The sequence below is a fragment of the Mesorhizobium sp. M0854 genome (assembly GCF_040319815.1).
Lineage (GTDB): Bacteria > Pseudomonadota > Alphaproteobacteria > Rhizobiales > Rhizobiaceae > Mesorhizobium.
Genome location: NZ_JAMYOL010000003.1, coordinates 182996 through 206864, shown reverse-complemented (window position 1 = coordinate 206864; position 23869 = coordinate 182996). Strand labels below are relative to the sequence as shown.

Genomic DNA, 23869 nt, shown 5'->3' with positions numbered 1-23869 from the left:
TTTGTTCTCGCCCGAGAACGGCTAGGCTCGCCATCTTGATTCGAGTCAATCGAGATTCTTTCCACCGAAAGATCCTGGCTGTGAATCGCGGGCATCAAAGTTGGTTGGTTGGGGACTGATGCAGATAAGTCATCACCGACTTGTCTCGTTCTGATATCGAGAGACGGGGATCAGGACCGGGGACATCATGGCAGAGGCAGCACGAAAATTCGGCGTGGCGGAAACACCGCTCTATCGCGAGGCGCCGAACAATATCGAGGCCGAGCAGGCGCTGCTCGGCGCCATACTGGTCAACAACGATGCCTTCTACCGCGTCTCCGACTTCCTGAAGCCCGGCCATTTCTACGAGCCGCTGCATAGAAAGATCTTCGAGGTCGCGGCCGAGCTCATCCGCATGGGCAAGATCGCGACGCCGATCACGCTGAAGACCTTCCTGCCGGCCGACGAGAAGGTCGGCGACATGACGGTGGCGCAATATGTCGTGCGGTTGGCGGTCGAGGCCGTCACCGTCGTCAACGCCACCGACTATGGCCGCGCCATCTACGATCTGGCGACGCGGCGCGCGCTAATCACTGTCGGCGAGGACATGGTCAACATCGCCTATGACGCGCCGGTCGACATGTCGCCCTCCGACCAGATCGAGGATGCCGAGCGGCGCCTGTTCGAATTGGCCGAAACCGGCCGCTACGATGGCGGCTTCGAGAGCTTCACCGATGCCGTCAAGACCGCCGTCGACATGGCCAATGCGGCTTATATGCGCGACGGGCATTTGTCGGGCGTTGCTACCGGCTTGCGCGATCTCGACCGCCGCATGGGCGGCCTGCAGTCGTCCGACCTGATCATCATTGCCGGCCGCCCCGGCATGGGCAAGACTTCGCTCGCCACCAATATCGCCTTCAACATCGCCGAGGCCTATGTCCCGGCGCAGCAGGCGGACGGCTCGTTCAAGGCGGCCAATGGCGGCGTCGTCGGCTTCTTTTCGCTCGAAATGTCATCCGAACAGCTGGCCACCCGCATTATTTCCGAACAGACGGAAATCCCGTCATCGAAAATCCGGCGCGGCGAGATCAGCGAGATGGATTTCGAAAAGCTGGTCGCCTGCTCGCAGACAATGCAGAAAATCCCGCTGTTCATCGACCAGACCGGCGGCATTTCCATCGCTCAGCTGTCGGCCCGCGCGCGTCGCCTGAAGCGCCAGCGCGGCCTCGACGTCATCGTTATCGACTATATCCAGCTGATGCAGGGATCGAGCGCGAAATCCTCGCAGAACCGCGTCCAGGAAATCACCGAGATCACCACCGGCCTCAAGGCACTAGCCAAGGAGCTGGCGGTGCCGATCATCGCGCTGTCGCAGCTGTCGCGCCAGGTCGAGAGCCGCGACGACAAGCGCCCGCAGCTTTCGGATCTGCGCGAATCGGGCTCCATCGAGCAGGACGCCGACGTGGTGCTGTTCGTCTACCGCGAGGAATATTATCTGAAGAACCGCGAGCCGAAGCCGGGCACCGACGAATACATCAAATGGGAACACGAGATGAACGAGATGCGCGGCAAGGCCGAGGTCATCGTCGCCAAACAGCGCCACGGCCCAACGGGATCGGTCAGCCTCGCCTTCCAGGGCGAGTTCACCCGCTTCTCGGACCTTGCGGAAGAGCATCATTTGCCGGACCGGTTCGAGTGACCTCTTGATACAGGTCTCATTCCTTCGCACCCCCCTCTGTCCTGCCGGACATCTCCCCCTCAAGGGGGGAGATCGGATGTCATTTCGGCTTTCGGCAATCGTCAATGCTGCTAGATGTACGGCAATATCGGAGCTGCCAATCTCCCCCCTTGAGGGGGAGATGTCCGGCAGGACAGAGGGGGGCGCTGTCCCGCCGACCTGTCTTTCAATTGTCGCAGGCCGCGCCTGATGGCCAAATCCCGCATTCAGTTCATCTGCCAGAATTGCGGTTCGGTGCATCAGCGCTGGGCCGGCAAATGCGATGCCTGCGGCGAGTGGAACACGCTGGTCGAGGAAGGCACGTCAGGCGGCATAGGTTCCGGCCCGGCCAATACGCGCAATGCACGCAAGGGCCGCGCGGTGGTGCTGACCAGCCTCTCCGGCGACATCGAGGACGCGCCGCGCATCGTCTCCGGCATCGGCGAACTCGACCGCGCCACCGGCGGCGGCTTCGTGCGCGGCTCGGCGCTGCTGGTCGGCGGCGATCCCGGCATCGGCAAGTCGACGCTGCTCACCCAGGCCGCGGCCGGGCTGGCGGCAAAGGGCCACCGCATCGTCTATGTCTCGGGCGAAGAGGCGGTCGCGCAGATCAGGCTGCGCGCCCAGCGGCTCGGCGTCGCCGACACCCCGGTCGAACTCGCCGCCGAAACCAATGTCGAGGACATCCTCGCCACCATCGCCGATGGCAAGCGGCCGGATCTGGTCATTCTCGATTCGATCCAGACGCTGTGGACCGATATGGCCGATTCGGCGCCCGGCACGGTGACCCAGGTGCGTGCCGCCGCCCAGGCGATGATCCGCTACGCAAAATCCACAGGGGCGGCGATCGTTCTGGTCGGCCACGTCACCAAGGAGGGCCAGATCGCCGGACCGCGCGTCGTCGAGCACATGGTCGACGCGGTGCTCTATTTCGAGGGCGAAGGCGGCCACCACTACCGCATCCTGCGCACGGTCAAGAATCGCTTCGGGCCAACCGATGAGATCGGTGTCTTCGAAATGTCGGACAAGGGCTTGCGGGAAGTCGCCAATCCGTCCGAGCTTTTCCTCGGTGAGCGCCATGCGAAGTCGCCCGGTGCCGCGGTTTTCGCCGGCATGGAAGGCACACGGCCGGTGCTGGTCGAGATCCAGGCGCTGGTGGCGCCATCGACGCTGGGCACACCGCGCCGCGCCGTCGTCGGCTGGGACGGTGCCCGGCTGTCGATGATCCTGGCGGTTCTGGAAGCCCATTGCGGCGTCCGCTTCGGCACGCACGACGTCTATCTCAACGTTGCCGGCGGCTACCGCATTTCGGAGCCGGCGGCCGACCTGGCAGTGGCGGCGGCACTGGTTTCCTCGCTCACCGGTCTTGCCCTTCCCGCCGATTGCGTCTATTTCGGCGAAATCAGCCTGTCGGGTGCGGTGAGGCCGGTTGCGCATGCGCAGCAGCGCCTCAAGGAAGCCGAAAAGCTGGGTTTCGGACGCGCGGTTCTGCCCTTGGGCAGCGAGGAACTTGTTGGTGGTAATGCGGTCGGGGGGATCGGAGCCAGCGCTTTCCAGCCCACCGAGCTTGCCGATCTCGTGGCGCGAATAGCCGGCTCTCGGCGCAGCCGCGCCGACGAGCAAGAGTGATGCGGCTCGTCGGGCCGTGAAAAAGAGATCGGAGTGGGGCGAAAAACATGCCGATTACGCTGCTTGACGGAATTCTCGTCGGCTTCACCCTGGTCTCGGCGATGCTCGCTATGGTTCGCGGCTTTTCTCGCGAGATCCTGTCGATCATCTCCTGGGCAGCCGCCGCGGCCGCCGCCTTCTTCTTCTACAAGCCGGTGCTGCCTTACATTCAGCCCTATGTTGACAACGAAAAGGCCGCCATGGCGGCGGCCGCCGGTATCGTCTTCATTGTCGCGCTGATCGTCGTTTCGGTCATCACCATGAAGCTCGCCGACTGGATCATCGATTCCAGGATCGGCGCGCTCGATCGTACACTTGGCTTCCTCTATGGCGCGGCGCGCGGCATCCTGGTCGTCGCTGTCGCGCTGCTTTTCTTCAATTGGCTGGCCGGCGCCAAGGCTCCAGGCTGGATTGCCAACGCCAAGTCAAAGCCATTGCTCGAATCGATCGGCGCCAAGCTCGAAAGCCTGCTGCCCGAGGATCCGGAAAACGCCATCCTCAACAAGCTCAATCCGAATCAGCCGGCCACCGAGACGCCTCTGGCCCCCGATGCGCCTGCAGCGGAAGCCCCTGCCGCCGGCGACGACGCCACTGCTCCGGCACCCGACGACAGCGATGCGCCGCCGGCCGACAATGCGCCCGCGACGCCGGCACCTGCAAATCCGGCGCCGGCAAACTGATTTCGACGGACTTGCGAGGCTCAAGACTGTCGATCATGTGAACGCCGCACGACGTGCGTTGCTTTCGATGCGCTATGACCTTATATGGCGACTTTAGCGGAGCTTGAGCCCCAATGGCAGCCTCAGTGGCAGACGCAGACGACGTGCTTTCCGCCGAAGCCGACGACCATTTCCACGACGAATGCGGCGTGTTCGGCATTTTCGGCCGGCAGGACGCCGCAGCCATCGTAACGCTCGGTCTGCATGCGTTGCAGCATCGAGGCCAGGAAGCGGCCGGCATCGTTTCCTATGACGGCACCCAATTCCATGTCGAACGCCATGTCGGCCTGATCGGCGACACCTTTACTAAGCAGCGTGTCATCGACAGCCTGCAAGGCAACCGTGCCATCGGCCACACACGCTACGCCACCACCGGCGGCGCCGGTCTGCGCAATATCCAGCCTTTCTTCGCCGAACTTGCCGATGGCGGCTTTGCCGTCGCCCATAACGGCAATCTCACCAACGCCATGACCGTTCAGCGCGCCCTGCAGAAGCAAGGCGCCATCTTCTCTTCCACCTCCGACACCGAAACGCTCCTGCACCTGGTTGCCACCAGCAAGGAGCGCGACCTGAATTCGCGCTTCATCGATGCGGTGCGCCAAGTCGAAGGCGCCTTCTCGCTGGTGGCGATGACGTCCAAGAAGATGATCGGGTGCCGCGACCCGCTCGGCATCCGCCCGCTGGTGCTCGGCGATCTCGACGGCGCCTGGATTCTCGCCTCCGAGACCTGCGCGCTCGATATTATCGGTGCGCGTTTCGTGCGCGACCTGAAGCCCGGCGAAATGGTCGTCGTCACCAGCAAGGGCATCGAAAGCCTGTTCCCGTTCGAGCCGCAGAAGACCCGCTTCTGCATCTTCGAATATGTCTATTTCGCGCGGCCGGATTCGTCGGTCGAAGGCCGCAACGTCTATGAAGTGCGCAAGCGCATCGGCGCCGAGCTGGCGCAGGAAAGTCCGGTCGAGGCCGACATCGTCGTGCCGGTGCCGGATTCGGGCACGCCGGCGGCGATCGGCTTTTCGCAGGCCGCGGGCATTCCGTTCGAGCTCGGCATTATCCGCAATCACTATGTTGGCCGCACCTTCATCCAGCCCGGCGATTCGATCCGCCACATGGGTGTCAAGCTCAAGCACAACGCCAACCGCCGCATGATCGAAGGCAAGCGCGTGGTGTTGGTGGACGATTCGATCGTGCGCGGCACCACCAGCCAGAAGATCGTCCAGATGGTGCGCGATGCCGGCGCCAAGGAAGTGCATATGCGCATCGCTTCGCCGCCGACGCGCGCCTCCTGCTTTTACGGCGTCGACACACCGGAAAAGTCGAAGCTGCTGGCGTCGCGCATGTCGGTGGAGGAGATGGCCGAGTTCATCCGCGTCGATTCGCTCGGCTTCCTGTCGATCGACGGGCTCTACCGCGCCGTCGGCGAGGCCGGCCGCGACAACGAGCAGCCGCAATTCTGCGACGCCTGCTTCACCGGCCAGTATCCGACCCGGCTTGCCGACTTCGAAGGCTCCGACAATGTGCGCACGCTGTCGCTGTTAGCGGCCGGCGGGTCGTAGGCCTTGCCGGTCCGTTTGTCTCCCTCCCCTTAGCCCCTCACGGCGGTTTCACCTTGCCTGTCGGAATCCATCGTATGAGCCTCGATCTCTCCGGCCGCGTTGCGGTCGTCACCGGCGCCTCGCGCGGCATCGGCTATTTCATCGCCAGGGAGCTTGCCGCGGCCGGTGCGCATGTGATTGCGGTTGCTCGCACCGTCGGCGGGTTGGAAGAACTCGACGACCAGATCAAGGCAGGTGGCGGACAGGCGACGCTGGTACCGCTCGATCTTGCCGACATGGCGGGGATCGACCGGCTCGGCGGCGCCATCCACGAGCGCTGGGGCAAGCTCGACATACTGGTCGCCAACGCCGCTGTGCTCGGCGTCATCGCCCCGATCGGCCATGTCGAGGCCAAGACCTTCGAGAAGGTGATGACCATCAACGTCACCGCAACATGGCGGCTGATCCGCTCGGTCGACCCGCTGCTCAGGCTTTCCGATGCCGGCCGTGCTATTGTGCTGAGCTCCAGCCTTGCCCACTCCGCACGCGCCTTCTGGGCGCCTTATGCGGCGTCGAAGGCGGCGGTCGAGGCCATGACGCGTTCATGGGCGCATGAGACCGAAAACCTCCCGCTCAGGGTCAATGCCGCCGATCCCGGGGCAACGCGCACCGCGATGCGGGCGCAGGCCGTACCCGGCGAGGATCCTGAAACACTGCCGCACCCTTCGGAGATCGCCAAGCGAATCGTGCCGCTGGCCAGCCCCACGCTCAAGGAGACCGGGCTGATCTTCCAGGCCAAGCACAATCGCTTTGTCGCCTACCGGCAGCCGGAGTAGCCACACATCGCATTTTGCCGGAAGAATTGCGCCGGCACCAACGTTGTTCGGGTGCCACAATTCGAGAAACGGAGGACCATATGCGGAGACTGCTTCTCTTGACTGCCACCGCGCTGCTTGCAGTGATCGGCGCCGCGTCGTCGCAGGAGGCAACGATGAGCTTTTTCGTCACCAGCGTCGGCTCTGGCAAAGGCGCCGATCTCGGCGGTCTCGCCGGCGCCGACGCCCATTGTAGTTCACTGGCCGAAGCCGCGGGCGTTACCGGCAAGACATGGCGCGCCTATCTCTCGACCAGCGATACCGATGCACGCGACCGTATCGGCAAAGGCCCGTGGTTCAACGCCAAGGGCGTCAAGATCGCCGATGATGTCGCTTCCCTGCATACCGATGCCAACGCCATCACCAAACAGACGGCACTCGACGAAAAGGGCCAAATGGTCAACGGCCGCGGCGACGCGCCCAACCGGCACGACGTGTTGACCGGCTCCAAGCCGGATGGCACGAAAATAGCCGACCAGACCTGCGGCGACTGGACGCTGAGCGGAGCAGAAGGTGTGGCGATGATGGGTCATCACGATCGTACCGGCCTCGATGGCTCGGCAGCCGCCAAATCGTGGAATTCCTCGCATGCGTCACGCGGTGGCTGCAGCCAGGAAGCGCTGAAGGGCACCGGCGGCGACGGCCTGTTCTATTGTTTTGCGGCGAACTGAACCAAAACGACCCGACATCACGTGGCTGTGATACCGTGGCTTAACGCCGCGCTTTGGCCCAGCTTTCGCCGCTGGGCCGGAGTTGCTAGGATCGTGCGACTCCCAAAACAAGCAGAGCGAGGAAATACTCATGGCGACACCGAGCGTAGCGTTAGTCTGGTATCTGGTGATCGCCGGCCCGCAAGGCGGCATGGTCGTGCTGCCCAGCACATTCGACACCCGCGAACAGTGCGCCTTCGCCATAACCGAATACCAGAAGCAACCGACGCCGGCCGGCTGGTCGGTGCAGTGCGTGCCGAGCGCCTCGCCCTTCGCCGACGAGGGCGACGCCGAGGAGCCGTCGGCGCAGTAGGACAGCGTGATCTCCCCACTTGAGGGGGAGATCGTCAGCGTCGCGCGCTTACCGTCAGCTCCGGCTTCTGGCTGATGGTCTGCAACACGACGCAGTAGCGCTCGGTCAGCTTGAGCAGCGCATCGATGCGCTCCTGCGGCTCGTCGGTGTCGAGGCCAAATGTCAGCCGGATGGCGCGGAAGCCAACCGGCGCATCCTTTGCCACGCCAAGCGTGCCGCGAAAGTCCAGGTCGCCTTCGGCTTCCACCGTGGCGGCCCCAAGCTTGAATTCCAGCGCCGTCGCTACCGCCTTCAGCGTGACGCCGGCGCAAGCCACCAGTGCCTCCAGCAGCATGTCGCCGGAGCAGAGTTCGAGCCCGGTGCCGCCGGTCGCCGGATGCAGCCCGGCAATGGCGATCGCCCTGCCTGTCTCGACCTTGCAGGCGATCGATTGGTCGTCGATCGAGCCTTTGGCGCGGAGAGTAATCAGCGCGCGCGAGGCGTCGTCGCGATAGGCCACCTTCAGCGGCGCCTGCATGGCCTTCAATGCGATCGCGTCCATTTCGTTTCTCTCCCATAGTTGCCTGGCTTCGCTGCCTAACGGCGATGCCGCCTGCCCAAACGCAAGTCCCCGCTGGCGTAGCGCTTGGCAGGGTTTCGCCGGTATAGCCTGACGATACGGGGAGCATCCAACGCCATCACACCGTCTCTCGCAACACATTCGTAAGGCCGCCGGACATATGGCCGATATCGCCATCGTGAAAACCCGCGAACGGGCTCTTGCCGGAATCCTGTTCACCGGGGCTGCCTACCTGCTGTTTTCGATGCAGGACGCCTCAAGCTGACACTATGGTGTCAGGAAGGGCAGCGTAGGCTGGTGAGATGACGGGATCGCTGGACATGCCATGCACAGTGGAAAGCGCCCGCGAGCGTACCCTCGGCATCATCCTGGTCTCGGCATCGGCGGCCGTCTTCGGCCTCACCGGCGTGCTGACCAAATTGATCCATGCCGACCCCCTGACCATTACCTGCTGGCGCGGCTTCGTCGGCTCGATCATGATCAGCCTCTATGTCCTATGGCGCCGCCAGCGCTCCGGCGGTCGCGACAGCTTGCGGCTCGGCTGGCGAGGCTGGCTGCTGGCGATCGAGGGCGCGCTCGCAAGCATCGCCTTTATCTCGGCGTTCAAGTTCACCTTTGTCGCCAATGTCGCGATCATCTATGCCACGGCCCCGTTCGTCACCGCGCTGCTGGCCCTCCTGTTGGTCCGCGAGCCGTTCCGGCTGCAGACGCTTGCCGCCGCCGCTGTGTCATTATGCGGTGTGGCAATCATGGTCTGGTCCGGCTTCGGCACCGGCCATTTGTTCGGCGACGGGCTGGCGCTGCTGATGACGATCGGCAGCGCGCTCTACATGATCATGGTGCGCGCCTTCCGCGACACGCCGGTGGTGTGGGCGGGTGCGGTGTCGGCATTCCTTTTGTTCGTGCTCGGCTGGTTCGTCGCCGATCCGCTGGCTGTCTCGGCCAGGGACGCTGTGCTTCTGGCCACCTTCGGCGCCTCGTTCGCGCTGGCTTCGATCCTGTGGACGGAGGGCACCCGGCTTATTCCGGCGGCCGAGTCCGGATTGCTGGGTTCAGCTGAAGTGCCATTCGCGATCCTGTTTGCCTTCCTGTTCCTGGCGGAGATCCCGCCGGCAGCCAGCATGGTCGGTGGCGCCATCGTGCTTTGCGCGGTGTTCGCTCACGCCGGCCGCGACTGGCTGATGGCCAGGCAGCGCGCAGCGGATGCATGATCAATCCTCGCCGCGTCCGAGCGCGAGTTGGTGGTCCGATCACGAGAAATCCGGTCCTGAAAATTAATTTGAAAAGTCATGGAACCATCATAGGGCTCAGGCATTATGGCTGCGACGGGCCACCCCAAGTCCCCCCAAACCCCTCGGCCCGTCCTACTCAGAAGCCGACCGCAAGGTCGGCTTTTTCTTTGCTGGCTCAATTGGCCAAGGCCAGGTTGCCGCTGAACAACGCTGCCAGATCCTGCGCCGGCCGGTCGGCATCCTCACGCAAGCGGACGGCGAATTCGGCGACCGGCACCGGCGGCAGATCAAGATCGCTCGGCGCCTCGACGATGCCGGAATGAGCGAAGCGCGCCGTCCTCAACGTCAAGGCGATGCCGGCGTGCACCGCCGTACGCAGGCCGGCAAGGCTGGCACTGCCGGCAGCAATGCGGTAGCGACGGCCGGCCGCATCGAGTGCACTGGTCGCCGCTTCGCGAAACCCGCAATGGGGATCGAGCAGCGCCAGGGGCAGTTCGTCGTGGCGGGTGGCCAGCCCGTTCTGTGAGCAAAGCCAGATCATTGGTTCCTTGAGCACACCGACTTCGTCCCGTGTCGGCACCTGCCGCATGGCAATGGCCAGATCAAGGGTGCCGGCCTGCAAAGCCTGCGCCAGTTCGGCGGAACGGCCGACGCGCAGTTCGATCCTGACGCGCGGATGGCTGACAGCAAAAGCCCTGAGAAGCTGCGGCAAGCCGCTGTCGGCGAAATCCTGCGTGGTGCCGATGGCGACGCGCCCGTCGGCGTGCGCGCCTTTGAGGGCCAGCCACGCCTCGCGGTGCGCGGCAAGGATGCGACGCGCGTGAACGATCAGATCCTCGCCGGCCGGCGTCAGGCCGCGCCCTCGCCCCTGCGGCACCAGCAGCGGTTCGCCGACAACATCCTCCAGCCGCTGCATCTGCGCGGTCACTGCGGACGGCGAGCGACCGACGATCGACGCGGCCCGCGCCAGGGAACCGCCATCGACGAAAGCGAGGAAAGTCTTGAGGAGGTCGGGATCGAACAACTGCATAATTCGATGCTATCAAAGTGTTTATCAAAAACAATTCTATTTTTTTGATCAAAGGACGATGGCATGATTTTCTCGACGGCGAAGAGGCGCCGCTTGAAACCGAGGAGAAGAAACATGCCGATCATCAATGTCAGCGTTACCGGCAAGCCCGATGCCGCTTTGTCCGCCGCCATTGCCAGGGAAGTGACCGAACTGACAGCCACGCATCTGCGCAAGGACGCGACGATCACAGCTGTTGCCATTTCCTATCACGACCCCGAGCACTGGTTCGCCGGCGGCAAGTCGCTGGCCGAGCATGGCACCAACACGGCCTGGCTCGACATCAAGGTTGTCGACGGTACCAACACCAAGCTCGAACTGGAGGCGTATCTGCAGGCAATTTTCGCGGCATTCGGCCGGCTGCTGGGTAAGGTGCATGAGGAAAGCTACGCCCTCGTGCATGAAGTGCCTGCGGCCGCCTATGGCTTTGGCGGCAAGACGCAGGAATTCCGCTTCATCAGCGGAAGGATGAAAGCGGCGTAGCTGCGATAAGCAGCCGAGCCGAATCAACATAGGCGAATCAAACATAGGAGAGAGGGAAAAATGGAGCCGCATTGACGTTGATCCAACTTCGGCTAGGTTCTCACCCGAAGCGGCCGGTGAAGAGCCGCGACGTGAGATCGTTGGGAGATGCGGCGATGATCCTGACACTGGCGCTGCTTGCGGGTCTTGTCGCGGCCTGGCTGCTGATCGGCGTGGTGGAGAAGTTCCGCCTCGGCCTGCGTTTGAGCCAGGCGCTGCTCTACGTGCCGTTCAAGCTCGCCTACCGGATCAGCGACGAGCGCATCAAGATTGCGTGCAGGTCGGTAGCCCCGGTCATCTATGTCATCTGGCATCAGTCACGCATCGAGCCGGCGCTGATGCTGTCGCTGCTGCCGGAGGATACGCTGCACATCCTCGACCAGGCTTCGGCCAGATCGCCGTGGCTGGAGCCGTGGCGCGAGCTCGGCCGCACCATCGCCTTCAACGCCGAGCATGTCTTCGTCAGCCGCAGATTGGTGCGGGTGCTGAAGGGCAAGGGCCGGCTCGCCGTTTACCTGCCGGATGCGGTCGAGCCAGACGTCAAGTCGTTTCGGTTGTTTCGCGCCATCACCCGTATCGCCATGCAGGCCGACGCCCGTATCGTGCCGGTCTTCGTTGCCGGCGCACGCAGCCTGCCGGCCTCGCTGACGCCGGCGGACAAGGCGCCGCGCCATTGGTTTCCGCAGCTGTCGATCAGCGCGCTGGAGCCGATGACCATCGCCGAGCTGGTGGCGCGGAACCCAGATCAGGCCTCCAACACCAATGCGCTGTTTGATCGCTTCGCCGAGGCCAGGCTTTTCGGCAGTGATCTCGACCGAGGGCTGTTCCTCGCCATGCGCGATGCGGCCGACCGTGTTGGCGCTTCGCACCCAATAATCGAGGACGTCATTGGCGGTGCCCTGAGCTACCGGAAAGTGTTCATCGGCGCCAGGGTTTTGGGCCGACGGTTCGAGGCAATAACAGCGCCGGGCGAAGCGGTTGGGCTGCTCCTGCCCAACGCCAATGGCGTCGTGCTGTCGTTCGTCGGACTTTTGTCGGCTGCGCGGGTGGCAGCAATGATCAACTATACCGCCGGCCCGGCCAGCGTCACCGCCGCCGTCCGCACGGCGATGATCCGAACCGTGGTCTCCTCACGCGCCTTTGTCGAAAAGGCCAACCTCGCCGACATCGTCGAGGCGGTGGAAAAGGGCGGGGCGAAACTGCTGTGGCTGGAGGATGTCCGCGCAAGCGTGACCGTGCTGGACAAGGCCGCAGCCGGCTTGCTGTGGCGCTGGCCGTTGCAGCGCCAGGACGCAGCCAAGCCGGCGGTGATCCTGTTCACCTCCGGCTCGGAAGGCACGCCCAAGGCCGTGGTGCTGTCGCACCGGAACCTTCTTGCCAATGCGATGCAGGCGGAAGCTCGCATCACCATCTCGCCGGCCGATATCCTGCTCAACGTGCTGCCGGTGTTCCACTCGTTCGGGCTGACCGGCGGCACCATCCTGCCGCTGGTCACCGGAGTAAAGCTGTTCCTCTACCCGTCACCGCTCCACTACAAACTTATTCCGGAGGTGGCGCGCAAGGTCCGGCCGACGGTGATGTTCGGCACCGACACGTTCCTCGCCAACTATGCCCGCACCGCCAAGGACGGCGATTTTTCCAGCCTGCGCTTCGTCGTGGCCGGTGCCGAGGCGGTGAAGCCGGAGACGCGCCGGGTTTACCGCGAGCGCTTCCAGGCTGAGATCATCGAAGGTTTTGGCTTGACCGAGGCCGCACCAGTGGTTGCCGTCAACACCGCCATCCACGGCCGCGACGGAACGGTCGGGCGGCTGCTGCCGGCCATGCGCATGAAACTCGAATCGGTCGAAGGCATCAGCGACGCCGGCCGGCTGTGGCTCGACGGGCCGAACCTGATGATGGGCTACATGACCGGCGACCGGCCTGGCGAGTTGCAGCCGCTCGAAGGCTGGCACGACACCGGCGATATCGTTTCGGTCGATCGCGAAGGCTTCATCACCATTCGCGGCCGCGCCAAGCGCTTCGCCAAGATAGCCGGCGAGATGGTATCGCTTGGTGCGGTCGAGATGCTGGTGCAGTCGCTGTGGCCGGAAGAGCATCACGCCGTGGTGGCAGTGCCGGACAAGCGGCGCGGCGAGCGCCTCGTTCTGGTCACCACCGCCGACAATGCCGACCCCGACGAATTGCGCGAATTCGGCAAAAAAGCCGGCGCGGCCGAACTGATGGTGCCGAACGACATCGTCAAGGTCGAGGAGATCCCTGTACTGGGCTCCGGCAAGACCGACTATGTCTCGACTAAAAAGCTGGCGCTCGAGAGGCTGGGACTGAGCGCAGCCGCCTGAGGTTTGCTGTCGAGAACTCTAAAGCGCGTCGCGTTCGACCGGCCTTGTGCGACGCGCTTTAGATTCTTGTTTTTATGCATGTCGTTATCGCAAAACCGCTGCACACTTTTGCGCGAATGCATTAGAGGACTACCACCGACAACAGCAGAATGACTCCGACGGCCATCATCAGCAGGCCCGGCCAGTTCTGCGACAGGCCGAGAAAACGGAGCCCGCGTCGTCGCGGCTCCAGAGTCGGACCTGGTGTTGCGAGATTGGGCGTCGGACTGTCCGGCGCGGTGGAGACAGCGGCCGGCTCACTAAGCCGCCCGCGCATGATGGCCGCAATCGCCATATACACGAGGCCGGCGACAGTCAGTAACGCGCCGATGAGGATGACAGCCATTTCTCCTCGTTTTCCGATGGTTCTGCGCCCGATGCGGCAGCTTGCGCTACGTTGACGACGTATCACGAGCAGCCGCTCAGGCGGACCTACCAACACAAACGGTCTAGCCGCCCAGCAAGTTCCGAAAACGGGGTTTTTGAGGTGCGTTCCACAGCGCCGCGTGCTCTGCGAGCCTTTTTGGAATCATGCACTGCCAGGCGCAACGCGAACTGGCACCAAATCCGTCAGCCAATATCCGAGGACGGCACCTTCTCGCCTTCGCGCTTGGCGCGTCTCGAATAGGCCCGCACGCTGAACGGCAAGAAGACCAGATAGCCGGCAACCGAGGCCGTCAGCGTATACCAGGGATAGGTCATCAAAAGCAGGACGTAGAGGACGACTGCGAGGATGATCGGCAGCACCCTGTCGCCCGGTATCCTGACGCTCTTGCCGGAATAGACGGGCAGTCTGCTGACCAGCAGGAACGCCACCAATATTGTAAAGCCGGTGGCAATGAAGGCTGCCAGGCGGCTGGGTTCAAGCCCAAGCCTGAGGAAGAACAGATAGAGCGGCAGCATTACAAGCACCGCACCCGCCGGCGCCGGCACGCCGACGAAATATTCGGTTTGCCACTGCGGACGGTCGAGCTCTTCGTCGAGCACGTTGAAACGGGCAAGCCTCATCCCACAGGCGATGGTGAACAGCAGCGCGGCGATCCAGCCCGGCGAACCTGCCCTGTCGAGCAGAAAGGCATAGAGCACCAGCGCCGGTGCCACGCCGAAATTGACGATATCGGCCAGCGAATCCATCTGGGCGCCGAATTTGGAAGTCGCCTTCAGCATTCGCGCTAGACGGCCGTCGATACCATCGAGGAAGGCGGCGAGCAGCACCATCACCACCGCTGGCTCGAAGCGGCCCTCGAAGCCGAAGCGAATACCGGACAGGCCGGCGCAGATGGCAAGCACCGTGACCAGATTGGGCAGCACCATGCGCATCGGGATTTCGCGAATGCGCGGGCCACCGCCGCCATGCGCCTCGAATTTCTTGAACGGCGGCGCCACCGGTCAGGAGACCCGCACGAGCGGCGTTGCGGCAACGCCGCCGAATTCCGCCAGCACCGTCTCACCGCCAACCGCGGTCTGACCGACGGCGACACGCGGCGTCGCGGTCGAGGGCAGGAATACATCGACGCGCGAGCCAAAGCGGATCAGCCCGAAGCGCTGGCCGGTGCCGATGGCGCCGCCGGGCTCGGCCCAGCAGACGATGCGCCGCGCCACCAGGCCGGCAATCTGCACCGCGGCGACCGTTCCATTGGGGCTTTCGATGACCAGCCCGTTGCGCTCGTTCTCGGTGCTTGCCTTGTCGAGCTCGGCGTTGAGGAATTTTCCTGGTCGATGCTCGATCCTGGAAATGCGGCCACGCACCGGCGAGCGGTTAACGTGGCAGGAAAAGACGTTCATGAATACCGAGATGCGGGTCATTTCGCCGCCGCCGAGGCCAAGCTCGCGCGGCGGCACGGCCGGGCCAACCGCCGAGACGATGCCGTCGGCCGGGCTGACAACCAGCCGGTCGTCGATCGGCGTGACGCGCTCGGGATCGCGGAAGAAATAGGCGCACCAGGCCGTCAGGATGAGACCGATCCAGAACAGGGTCGAGGAGAAATAGCCAAGAAAGAGCGTCGCCGTGCCGAACGCAGCGATAAAGGGATAACCCTCGCGGTGGATCGGAACGAACGCATTCTTGATCGTGTCAACGAGGCTCATGGGATGAGGGCAACCTTGGTTCCAAGTCCGGCCTCAATAGCGGAAACACCCCGCGGTCGCAACGCGACAATGAGAGCGCTCGGGGGTGGCGGTCACCGCCGTTTCAGGATGCCGTTAGCAGCATCCGGACTGCCGAAGTGATCAACCGGAAATGTTCATTGCGATTGTCGGAACGCAGCACTCCCGCCCGTCCTTGGCAAGACAGCGCCTCTCATGGCCTTTCGGCCATGACGATTTTGCGCAAATCTGGAGGTTCTCGGCCCATGCAGAAATCAGGACTTAGGCAAGTGCAAGTGGTGATGAACGGCTTGGCCTTCGGCGAGTCACCGCGCTGGCACAATGGGCGGCTGTGGTTCTGCAACTGGGGCACAGGCCAGATCATCGCAGTTGACGCCCTAGGCAACAGCGAGATCGCGCTCACCGTGCCGGCCACCCTGCCCTATTCCATTGACTGGCTGCCGGACGGGCGCCTGCTTGTCGTGTCCGGCCGCGAAGGGCTGATCCTCAGGCAGGAGGCAGACGGGACATTGGTCACCCATGCCGATCTGAGACAACTATCAAAGAGCCCGTGGAACGAGATCGTCATCGATGGACGCGGCAACATCTATGTCAATGGTGGTGGGCCTGCTCCGGGTCCCGGCCAGCATTTCGGCCCCGGCGCCATCGTGCTGGTCGCGCCTGACGGCTCGGTTCAGCAGGTGGCTGAGAACCTCGCCTTCGCCAATGGCATGGCGGTGACGCCCGACAACAAGACGCTGGTCGTTGCCGAGTCCCACGCCAACCGGCTGACCGCCTTCGACATCGCTGCCGATGGTGGCCTTTCCAACCGCAGGATCTGGGCCAATCTCGGCAACGGTTTTCCCGACGGCATCTGCCTCGATGCCGAAGGTGCGGCCTGGTATGCCGACGTTCCGAACCGGCATTGCGTGCGGGTGCGCGAGGGCGGCGCGATGCTCGAAAGCGTCGATGTCGACCGCGGCTGCTTTGCCTGCATGCTCGGCGGCAGCGAGGGAAAAACGCTGTTCATCGTCGCCGCCGAATGGCGCGGCTTCGAACATATGATCAGCGATGCCCGTACCGGCCAAGTGCTCAGCGTCGACGCTACTGCGCCGGGCGCCGGCTGGCCGTAGAGAGCTTACACCCCGGGAATCCGCTGATAGTTGGCGATATCGGCCTTGACGCCAAGTCGCGCAATGGTCTCCTGAGGATTGAAGCCGCTGCGCTCATGCGCAGCCTTGATGATCGGCACGACCTTGTCGACAGCGGCCTGCCCTTCCCATTCGACAATGGTTACGAGGTTGAACTCCCCCGGCCCCGAGAATTGCTCGAGCAGGAAATCCTGGACGAACCCTTGCTGCTGGCGCAGCAAATCATGCGTCATCTGGACCTTGGCAAGAATCTCCTCGCGGGCGTTGGCCGGAACGACAAACTTGTCCACCCGGAATACACTGCCGCCACTAACTGCCTGATTTATCCCATTCATATCGATTGTCTCCGTTTTTGAACGACGCATCTTGCTGCGATCCAAAACGGCCTACGATCTCAACTTAAGTTGAGGTCAAGCACGAATTTTCAGCTCACCTCCGAGGTGCGGCGGCGGACGATGACGCCGAACTCGTCGCTTTCGCGGGCAATGCGCAGCCGCTCCTCGGCCTCGCTTGCCTCGCGCTGGCGGTCCCACATCGATGCATAAAGGCCGCGCTTGGCTATCAAGGCGACATGGGTGCCGCGCTCGGCGATCTGGCCATCCTGCAGGACGATGATCTCGTCGGCCGAAATCACTGTGGACAGCCGATGGGCGATGACGAGGGTGGTGCGGCCCTGGCTGACCAGGTCGAGTGCCGCCTGGATCTCCTGCTCGGTGTGGCTGTCCAGTGCCGAGGTCGCCTCGTCGAGCATCAGGATCGGCGGTGCCTTCAAAATGGTGCGGGCAATCGCCACCCGCTGCTTCTCGCCGCCGGACAGTTTTAATCCGCGCTCGCCGACCATTGAGCGATAGCCGTCGGGCAGCCGCTCGATGAACGGTCCGATCTGGGCCAATTCTGCCGCCTTGCGCACATCCTCCTCGCTGGCGCCGACGCGGCCGTAGCGGATGTTGTAGGCGATGGTGTCGTTAAACAGCACCGTGTCCTGCGGCACCATGCCGATGGCAGCGCGCAAGCTCTCCTGCGTCACGTCGCGAATGTCCTGGCCGTCGATCAGAATCTTGCCGCGCTGGATGTCGTAGAAGCGAAACAAAAGCCGCGAAATGGTCGACTTGCCGGCTCCGGAGGGGCCGACGATGGCCACCGTCTTGCCAGCTGGCACCTCGAAGCTGATGCCCTTCAGGATCTTGCGGTTGGGGTCGTAGGAAAAATGTACGTCGCGGAACTCGACCCTGCCGGCATCGACGACCAGCGGCTTGGCGCCCGGCCGATCGACGATCTCACGCTTGACGTCGAGCAGATCGAACATGTTTTCGATGTCGGTCAGGCCCTGGCGAATTTCGCGGTAGATCATGCCGATGAAATTCAGCGGCACCGAAAGCTGCATGAGCATGGCGTTGACGAAGACGAAATCGCCGACGCTCTGTGTGCCCGCCTTCACCTCGAGCGCCGACATCACCATGACGACGGTCATGCCGATACCGAAGATCACACCTTGGCCGAAGTTCAGCCAGCCAAGCGAGGTCCAGGTCCTGGTCGCCGCCAACTCGTAGCGCGCCGTGGACCGGTCGAACCGCTCGGCCTCCATGGTTTCGTTATTGAAATATTTGACTGTTTCGTAGTTGAGCAGCGAGTCGATCGCCTTCGTGCTGGCTTCATTGTCGCTTTCGTTCATCTCACGGCGGATCGAAATACGCCAATCGCTCGCCCTGACGGTGAACCAGACATAGAGCCAGACCGTGACCGCGATCACCAAGACGTATAGCCAGCCATAGGTGACGGCGAAGATGCCGGCGGTGAGCGCGAATTCGACGATTGTCGGCGCCGTCGCCAGCATGGTGAAGCGGACGATCGTCTCGATGCCCTTGGTGCCGCGCTCAATGACGCGCGACAGTCCGCCGGTGCGCCGTTCGAGGTGGAAGCGCAGCGACAGTTCGTGCATGTGCACGAAGGTGCGGAAGGCGAGCCGGCGCACCGCATGCTGGCCGACCCGTGCAAACAGGGCATCGCGTAACTGGTTGAAGCCGAGCTGCACCAGCCGCACCGCATTGTAGGCGACGACCAGCATGACCGGCGCCAGCAGCAGGGCCGGCAGCGGCGGCGGCGATTTGCTATCGCCGGCCAGTGCGTCGGTCGCCCATTTGAAGAAATAGGGTCCGGCCACCAGGGTCAGCTTGGCGACAACCAGCAGTACGGTGGCCCATACCACTCGGGCCCTCAGGTCGGCGCGGTCGGCCGGCCACATATAGGGCCAGAGATTGCGCAACGTTCTGAAGGTCGAGCCGGAATCTGCGGAAACGGTTTTCTCGGCCATTCTTGTTTACCTTATGATTTTAGCGGCCGGAGCAGCAGGAATCGACCAGCGCGGCCAGCGATGCCGAAACATCGGCGAGCGCGGCGCGGTCGAGCTCATAGCGGGAGCGCTGGCGGTCAGGCTCGAAGCGGATCAGCCCGGCCTCGACCAGGATCTTCAAATGCTGGGAAACGGTGGACTGCGCCAGGTCGAGATGCTCGACGACCTCGCGACAGCAGCAGGAACGGCTTGCGGAAAGGTGTTTGAGAATTTCGATCCGCGCTGGATGCGAAAGGGCCGCGAGCCGGACAGCGACAGCGCGGCTATCCGGCATGCAGTTGGCCGGCGTGCAGTTGGCCGGCGGGCGTTCATCTGCCGCGCGGCTTCGGTCCGTTACGAGGGGGGATTCGGTCATCGTCCATCGGCGATAAACGATGACTGGCCCTGCCGCAAGCTATCCTGATGGGCAGAAGGCTATTCGGCCTTGACTGGCGCCGTCGTCATCTGGTCGCCCATTGCCTTGAGATCGGCGGGCTCGCCTTCCTTCGATTTCTCCGGCACCTTGAACACCTGCCCCGGCCAGATGCGGTTCGGATTGCTGATCTGGTCCTGGTTGGCGAGATAGATGGTCGAGTAGCGCATGCCCTGGCCATAGACCCGCCGCGAAATCCGCCACAGCGTGTCATGGCGGCGGATGATGACTGCACCATCGGCATGTTCGAGCTTTGGCGCCACGGTCTCGGGCGTTTCGCCCGGAGGCGTTGCGACAGCCATTTCGGCCGGGGCCTCGGTTGTAGGAGCGGGGGCAGTTGCGGGCGTTTCGGCGGCCGTTGCCGGTGCGGCTTCGGTCGCCGGAGCATTCGGCTCGGCTGGTTTTATCCCGGCAGGCTTCTGCTCGGCCGGCGCCACGGCCGCAACCGCCTCACCAGGCTCGCGCTCGAACGGCACAGCCGCACGGGCAACCACCGTCACGCCGTCGGCATCGAGCGCATCGACGTGGATGGTGTAGGTGCCGACCGGGATGTCGCGTGTCGCTTCGACCAGGAAGTGGCGGTCGGGCGAGGTCTTCGCGTCACCGAGCAGGATATCGTTGGCATACGCACGCACCTTGCGGCCGGGATCGGCGACGCCGGCAACGAAAATCTTGTTGCCGTCGATTTCGACAGCTTCGACGACGATCTTCCGCTCCGCCGCGGAAGTAGCGGGCGCTGCCGGTGTGGCGGGCGCTGCCGGAGCCGGCGCGGCTTCAACAGCGGCCGGCGCGGCAGGAGCAGACGCTGCTGGAACATCAGCCGCCGGGGCGGCTGGCGCCGGCGCTGCGGCAGCCGGCAATTCGGTGCCGGTGGCGGGTGGCTGAACGGCCGCCTGTTCGCCGACAGGCGGCGAGGCGTCAGATTTCGCCTGAGGGGCCGGAACAGTGAGCAGTTCGGACGGCTTGCCCGGCTCCTCGACCATTGCCAGCACCTGGCCGGTGGAATTCTGGGGGATCGAAACGACGGCGGTCTGCGCCGAGGCGGTCACGACATTGCCAGCCGTCGAGCGCAGTGTGATCGTGTAGTCGCCGGGCTTCAGCGGATCGTCGAGAATAATGGCAAAGGCGCCGTCGGGACCGGCGACCGTCGAGCCGAGCACAGCCGAACCGTTGAGAATCTCGACCTTGGCGTTGGGCGCCGCATTGCCGGCGACGACGATCGAGCCGTTGCTTTCGACGCGCACGATGTCGAAGGTCGGCACGATTGCACCTGCTGTGGCCGGCGTGGCGGGCGCTGCCGCATCGGTGGACGCGGCAGACGCAGGCGGCAGCCGGTCCTCGGTCGCCGGAGCGGCCGGTTTAGAAGCCCGCGGCGTCAGCGCCGCGACCTCCGCAGGCCGGGTAGAATTGAGATACGGGTCGAGTGCGCCCGATACATAGGCGGTTCCCGCCGCTGCGACAGAGCCGCCAGCCGCGAACAAAAACGCCTTCAATGGATTAATTGCCATGTTTCCCTGCCCCTTAGCCACCTAATTTCGGTCTAGCCTGTTTTGCCAAAGCCGACAAGAAAAAGCCCGCCCCGGGGCTTGACCATGCCTATAGTCCCTATCACCAATCATAACATGAACACGATTCGATCTGTCTGCGTCTATTGCGGCTCGTCCTCGGGCCGAGATGAGACCTATATCAAGGCCGGACACCTGCTTGGCCGCTCGATCGCCAAGTCCGGCCTGCGTCTGATTTATGGCGGCGGCACTAAAGGGATCATGGGTGCCGTCGCTGAAGGGGCATTGAAGGCCGGTGGCAAGGTAACCGGCATAATTCCACGCTTTCTGATCAACCGGGAGGCGACCGAAACCGCGCTTAACCGGCTCGACGAGCTCGTCATCACCGACAACATGCACGAGCGCAAGCACAGGATGTTTGAGAAATCCGACGCCTTTGTGGCGTTGCCCGGCGGCATCGGCACGGTCGAGGAGATCGTCGAGATCATGACTTGGGCGCAGCTCGGCCATCACCGCAAGCCGATCGTCTTCGGCAACGTCGGAGGGTTCTGGGATCCGATGCTGGCGTTGCTCGACCACATGGCAACGGAGGGCTTCATCCACACGGCGCAACGGGTCAAGCCGCTGGTGGTCGAGGATCCGGAAGCAATCGTCGCCGCTATCATGGTGGCGGGATCCTCCGTCGATGCACCGACGGAGGGTGTGCAGTCGGTGATTGATAAGATGTAGAGTGAATGGTGAATGGTGAAGTAGAAGACTTTCCAAACCGGCGCCTGTCCATTCACTATTCACTATTCACTCCTTGCCTACTGCCTTCCTCAAGTCTCCGATGACCGCACGCTTGTCCTGACGCCGCCAGGCGAGATGGATCGAGACGGTGCGTTCAAACCACGGCAGATCGCGAAACACGGTCTGAGGCGGCGCGGCACTCCGCAGGCTGGCCTGCACCGTCGCCAGCCCAAGCCCGGCGCTGACCAGGCCCAACGACGTCAACGGATCGGTCGTCTCATAGGCAATGTCGGGCAGGAAGCCCGCCTTCGCGCAGGCGGCGAGAAATTGGCTGCGGTTGGTGTCGTCAGGCTGGCGCACCACCGTGATCCAGGTGCGTCCGTCCAGTTGCTGCGGCAGTATCTCCGCGATTTCTGCCAATGGATCGCCTTCCGGCATCGCCAGAACCAGCGGCTCGCGCATAATGAGCATGGCGGCGATGTCGGGATCGTCGGCAGGAGGAGGCGTGTAGACGAGGCCCAGATCGAGCGATCGTTCGCGCAGCGCTTCGATCTGGGCGGCGGAACGCTGACCCTTAAGTTGAAGATGAAATTCGGGCCGGTCGCGGCGAAACTGGCGCAGCATCCGAGCGACAAGCCCGGCATGGACCGCACCTTCCACATAACCGATGGCGAGACGGCCGACCGTACCGCTGGCGAGATTGCGGCCGAGCTCCTCCAGCCGTCTTGCATGGGCCAGCAGCGCACGCGCCTCGGCAAGAAAAGCGCGGCCCTCGGCATTGAGATGAACACGCTGCCTCGCCCTCTCGAACAGTGCGACGCCCAGCTGCTCCTCCAGCTGAATGATCTGACGGCTGAGCGGCGACTGCGAGATGTGCAGCAATTCGGCGGCACGCCCGACGTTGCCGGTTTCGGCCACCGTGATGAAATAGCGAAGCTGGCGCAGGTCGAACATTGTTGCTTCGATGCTCAAGTCCCGTGAGGTCTCAAATTTAGCCTAATCAGTCTTGGACTGTCTGGCCAGCAGAAGCGAATATTTCCGCCATTCCAACGGCCAACATCAGGAGATTCCGATGCAGTTCTTTGCCCTTCTAGCGCGCAACACCGAAAAGTTCACCGACGCCGATTTCGCGCCGCTGCTGCCTGGCGAGGCCGAGCAGCGCCGCACGCTCTATGCCGAAGGCGGCCGTGCGTCAGGTGTGGAATCGGGGCGACATTCCCGGCAGCGGCATGATGTTCGAAGCCGGCAGCGATGCCGACGTGCGCCACGATCTTGCAACTTTGCCGCTGGTCAAGGGCCGGCATGATGGATATTGCCGCCGTCGTGCCGCTGCAGCCATATCCCGGCTTCGGGCCGAAGCGCTGAGCGCTCGTGAAAGACGCGGCTGCCGGCATTAAGACCGGCCAGCCGCCTTTCTTCGTTACGCGGCTCGAGCTGATGCGGAAACGGTCTTGCGCGCCGAAGAAACCATCGACCAGGAGTACATCGCCAGTGCCGCCCAGATCAGCCCGAAGGCTATGGCCTGAACACTGCCGAAAGGTTCGCCGAAAATCAGCACCGCGATCAAAAAGACGATCGTCGGCGCGATATATTGCATGATGCCGATGGTGGAGAGGCGCAGCAGCCTGGCGCCGAACGCAAACAACAGCAGAGGCACGGCGGTGACCGGACCGCAGCCGATCAGCAAGGCGGTGTCGTTCAGCGAGCTGGAGACGAAATGATCCTGTCCTGTGGCGATCAGGAAGATGATGTAGCCGAGTGCCGGCACCGACAGCAGCAGCACTTCAAGCAGGAACCCCTGGCTCGGGCCGATTGGCAGCGTCTTGCGGAAGAAGCCATAGGCGGCAAAGGAAAAGGCCAGCACCAGCGACACCCAGGGCAGTTTGCCGGCGTCGATGGTCAGCACCGCGACCGCGATTGCCGCCAGCACCACCGCCGCGATCTGCAGGCGGTCGAGCCGCTCGCCGAGGAGCAGCGCGCCGACAACGACGCTGACCAGCGGGTTGATGTAGTAGCCGAGCGCGGTCTCGATGGTGCGGTCGACCGCGATCGCCCAGACATAGATGCCCCAGTTGACCGAGATCAGCGCCGCCGTCAGCACCGCCATCGAAATGATGCGCGGCGAACGAACTGCCGCTTTGAAATCGGCAGTGCGACCGGCCCAGACCAGGACAGCGGCCGCGATCGGCACCGACCAGACGATGCGGTGGGCGATAACTTCGGCCAGCGGCAGATGCGCGACAGCCTTCATGTAGAAGGGCAGCAGCCCCCAAAGCAGGTAGGCGCCGAGCGCCAGCAGGAAGCCGCGACGAGCTTTGGTATCGGCATCGATTTGAAGTGCTTGGGTAGCCATGGCCCAAG

Annotated in this window: 23 protein-coding genes; 12 read left to right on the top strand and 11 right to left on the bottom strand. The window is 63.5% G+C overall.

Features of this window, described 5'->3' with window-relative positions; all coding sequences use genetic code 11:
- Positions 1-187 precede the first annotated feature (187 nt).
- The 7 genes from NKH99_RS06695 (at position 188) to NKH99_RS06665 (ending at position 7516) form a co-directional block, all read left to right on the top strand.
- Positions 188-1678, top strand: coding sequence for a replicative DNA helicase (locus NKH99_RS06695; protein ID WP_023677714.1), 1491 nt, complete (start codon positions 188-190; stop codon positions 1676-1678).
- Positions 1679-1906: 228 nt separating this feature from the next.
- Entirely contained in the window at positions 1907-3325 is a 1419-nt protein-coding gene (gene radA, locus NKH99_RS06690; protein WP_353013314.1) for a DNA repair protein RadA, read from the top strand.
- Positions 3326-3372: 47 nt separating this feature from the next.
- On the top strand, positions 3373-4044 hold the full coding sequence (locus tag NKH99_RS06685) for a CvpA family protein (RefSeq protein WP_023677716.1): 672 nt from the start codon (positions 3373-3375) through the stop codon (positions 4042-4044).
- A gap of 125 nt (positions 4045-4169) precedes the next feature.
- Positions 4170-5639 carry an amidophosphoribosyltransferase gene (gene purF / locus NKH99_RS06680; RefSeq protein ID WP_023677717.1) on the top strand — a complete coding sequence of 490 codons (1470 nt, stop codon included), beginning with the start codon at positions 4170-4172 and terminating at the stop codon, positions 5637-5639.
- 74 nt (positions 5640-5713) lie between these two features.
- Positions 5714-6454 carry an SDR family NAD(P)-dependent oxidoreductase gene (locus NKH99_RS06675; RefSeq protein WP_254820236.1) on the top strand — a complete coding sequence of 247 codons (741 nt, stop codon included), beginning with the start codon at positions 5714-5716 and terminating at the stop codon, positions 6452-6454.
- Positions 6455-6534: 80 nt separating this feature from the next.
- Positions 6535-7164 carry a hypothetical protein gene (locus tag NKH99_RS06670; protein ID WP_353013312.1) on the top strand — a complete coding sequence of 210 codons (630 nt, stop codon included), beginning with the start codon at positions 6535-6537 and terminating at the stop codon, positions 7162-7164.
- Between the two features lie 130 nt (positions 7165-7294).
- Positions 7295-7516, top strand: coding sequence for a hypothetical protein (locus NKH99_RS06665; RefSeq protein ID WP_023677720.1), 222 nt, complete (start codon positions 7295-7297; stop codon positions 7514-7516).
- A gap of 34 nt (positions 7517-7550) precedes the next feature.
- Here the strand turns inward: NKH99_RS06665 and NKH99_RS06660 are convergent, their stop codons facing one another.
- Positions 7551-8057, bottom strand: coding sequence for an OsmC family protein (locus tag NKH99_RS06660; RefSeq protein ID WP_352471081.1), 507 nt, complete (start codon positions 8055-8057; stop codon positions 7551-7553).
- 320 nt (positions 8058-8377) lie between these two features.
- Here NKH99_RS06660 and NKH99_RS06655 point away from each other — a divergent pair, with 320 nt between their 5' ends.
- Positions 8378-9286 (top strand): DMT family transporter, encoded by a 909-nt coding sequence (locus NKH99_RS06655; protein WP_502900004.1) that lies wholly within the window; start codon positions 8378-8380, stop codon positions 9284-9286.
- A gap of 196 nt (positions 9287-9482) precedes the next feature.
- Here the strand turns inward: NKH99_RS06655 and NKH99_RS06650 are convergent, their stop codons facing one another.
- On the bottom strand, positions 9483-10337 hold the full coding sequence (locus NKH99_RS06650) for a LysR substrate-binding domain-containing protein (protein WP_352501842.1): 855 nt from the start codon (positions 10335-10337) through the stop codon (positions 9483-9485).
- A 114-nt stretch (positions 10338-10451) separates the two neighbouring features.
- Here NKH99_RS06650 and NKH99_RS06645 point away from each other — a divergent pair, with 114 nt between their 5' ends.
- Positions 10452-10859, top strand: a complete 408-nt coding sequence (locus tag NKH99_RS06645; protein WP_352540794.1) for a tautomerase family protein — start codon at positions 10452-10454, stop codon at positions 10857-10859.
- A 155-nt stretch (positions 10860-11014) separates the two neighbouring features.
- A complete protein-coding gene (locus NKH99_RS06640) occupies positions 11015-13237 on the top strand; it encodes an AMP-binding protein (RefSeq protein ID WP_353013310.1) in 2223 nt (740 codons plus the stop codon).
- Between the two features lie 121 nt (positions 13238-13358).
- Here the strand turns inward: NKH99_RS06640 and NKH99_RS06635 are convergent, their stop codons facing one another.
- The 3 genes from NKH99_RS06635 to NKH99_RS06625 form a co-directional block, all read right to left on the bottom strand.
- Entirely contained in the window at positions 13359-13622 is a 264-nt protein-coding gene (locus NKH99_RS06635) for a hypothetical protein (protein ID WP_352471079.1), read from the bottom strand.
- Positions 13623-13846: 224 nt separating this feature from the next.
- Complete coding sequence (locus tag NKH99_RS06630; RefSeq protein ID WP_023677728.1) at positions 13847-14662, bottom strand: CDP-alcohol phosphatidyltransferase family protein; 816 nt, start codon at positions 14660-14662, stop codon at positions 13847-13849.
- 3 nt (positions 14663-14665) lie between these two features.
- Entirely contained in the window at positions 14666-15364 is a 699-nt protein-coding gene (locus NKH99_RS06625; RefSeq protein WP_352471078.1) for a phosphatidylserine decarboxylase, read from the bottom strand.
- A 299-nt stretch (positions 15365-15663) separates the two neighbouring features.
- Here NKH99_RS06625 and NKH99_RS06620 point away from each other — a divergent pair, with 299 nt between their 5' ends.
- Positions 15664-16494 carry an SMP-30/gluconolactonase/LRE family protein gene (locus NKH99_RS06620; protein ID WP_353013308.1) on the top strand — a complete coding sequence of 277 codons (831 nt, stop codon included), beginning with the start codon at positions 15664-15666 and terminating at the stop codon, positions 16492-16494.
- A 5-nt stretch (positions 16495-16499) separates the two neighbouring features.
- Here NKH99_RS06620 and NKH99_RS06615 read toward each other — a convergent pair whose 3' ends face one another.
- From NKH99_RS06615 to NKH99_RS06600, 4 genes are all read right to left on the bottom strand, one after another.
- Positions 16500-16847 carry an antibiotic biosynthesis monooxygenase gene (locus NKH99_RS06615; protein WP_352972858.1) on the bottom strand — a complete coding sequence of 116 codons (348 nt, stop codon included), beginning with the start codon at positions 16845-16847 and terminating at the stop codon, positions 16500-16502.
- An 89-nt stretch (positions 16848-16936) separates the two neighbouring features.
- A complete protein-coding gene (locus NKH99_RS06610; RefSeq protein ID WP_353013306.1) occupies positions 16937-18823 on the bottom strand; it encodes an ABCB family ABC transporter ATP-binding protein/permease in 1887 nt (628 codons plus the stop codon).
- A 19-nt stretch (positions 18824-18842) separates the two neighbouring features.
- Positions 18843-19217: an ArsR/SmtB family transcription factor gene (locus NKH99_RS06605; RefSeq protein WP_352471075.1), complete on the bottom strand. Its 375-nt coding sequence runs from the start codon at positions 19215-19217 to the stop codon at positions 18843-18845.
- 59 nt (positions 19218-19276) lie between these two features.
- Entirely contained in the window at positions 19277-20782 is a 1506-nt protein-coding gene (locus NKH99_RS06600; protein ID WP_352921651.1) for a LysM peptidoglycan-binding domain-containing protein, read from the bottom strand.
- 114 nt (positions 20783-20896) lie between these two features.
- Between NKH99_RS06600 and NKH99_RS06595 the strand changes: the two genes are divergently transcribed.
- The gene (locus tag NKH99_RS06595; RefSeq protein ID WP_352501912.1) at positions 20897-21508 is read left to right on the top strand and encodes an LOG family protein; all 612 of its coding nucleotides are present in this window, start codon (positions 20897-20899) and stop codon (positions 21506-21508) included.
- 66 nt (positions 21509-21574) lie between these two features.
- Here NKH99_RS06595 and NKH99_RS06590 read toward each other — a convergent pair whose 3' ends face one another.
- Both NKH99_RS06590 and rarD read right to left on the bottom strand, forming a co-directional pair.
- Entirely contained in the window at positions 21575-22480 is a 906-nt protein-coding gene (locus NKH99_RS06590) for a LysR substrate-binding domain-containing protein (RefSeq protein WP_352743309.1), read from the bottom strand.
- A gap of 448 nt (positions 22481-22928) precedes the next feature.
- Entirely contained in the window at positions 22929-23861 is a 933-nt protein-coding gene (gene rarD, locus NKH99_RS06585) for an EamA family transporter RarD (protein ID WP_352501832.1), read from the bottom strand.
- Positions 23862-23869: the final 8 nt, after the last annotated feature.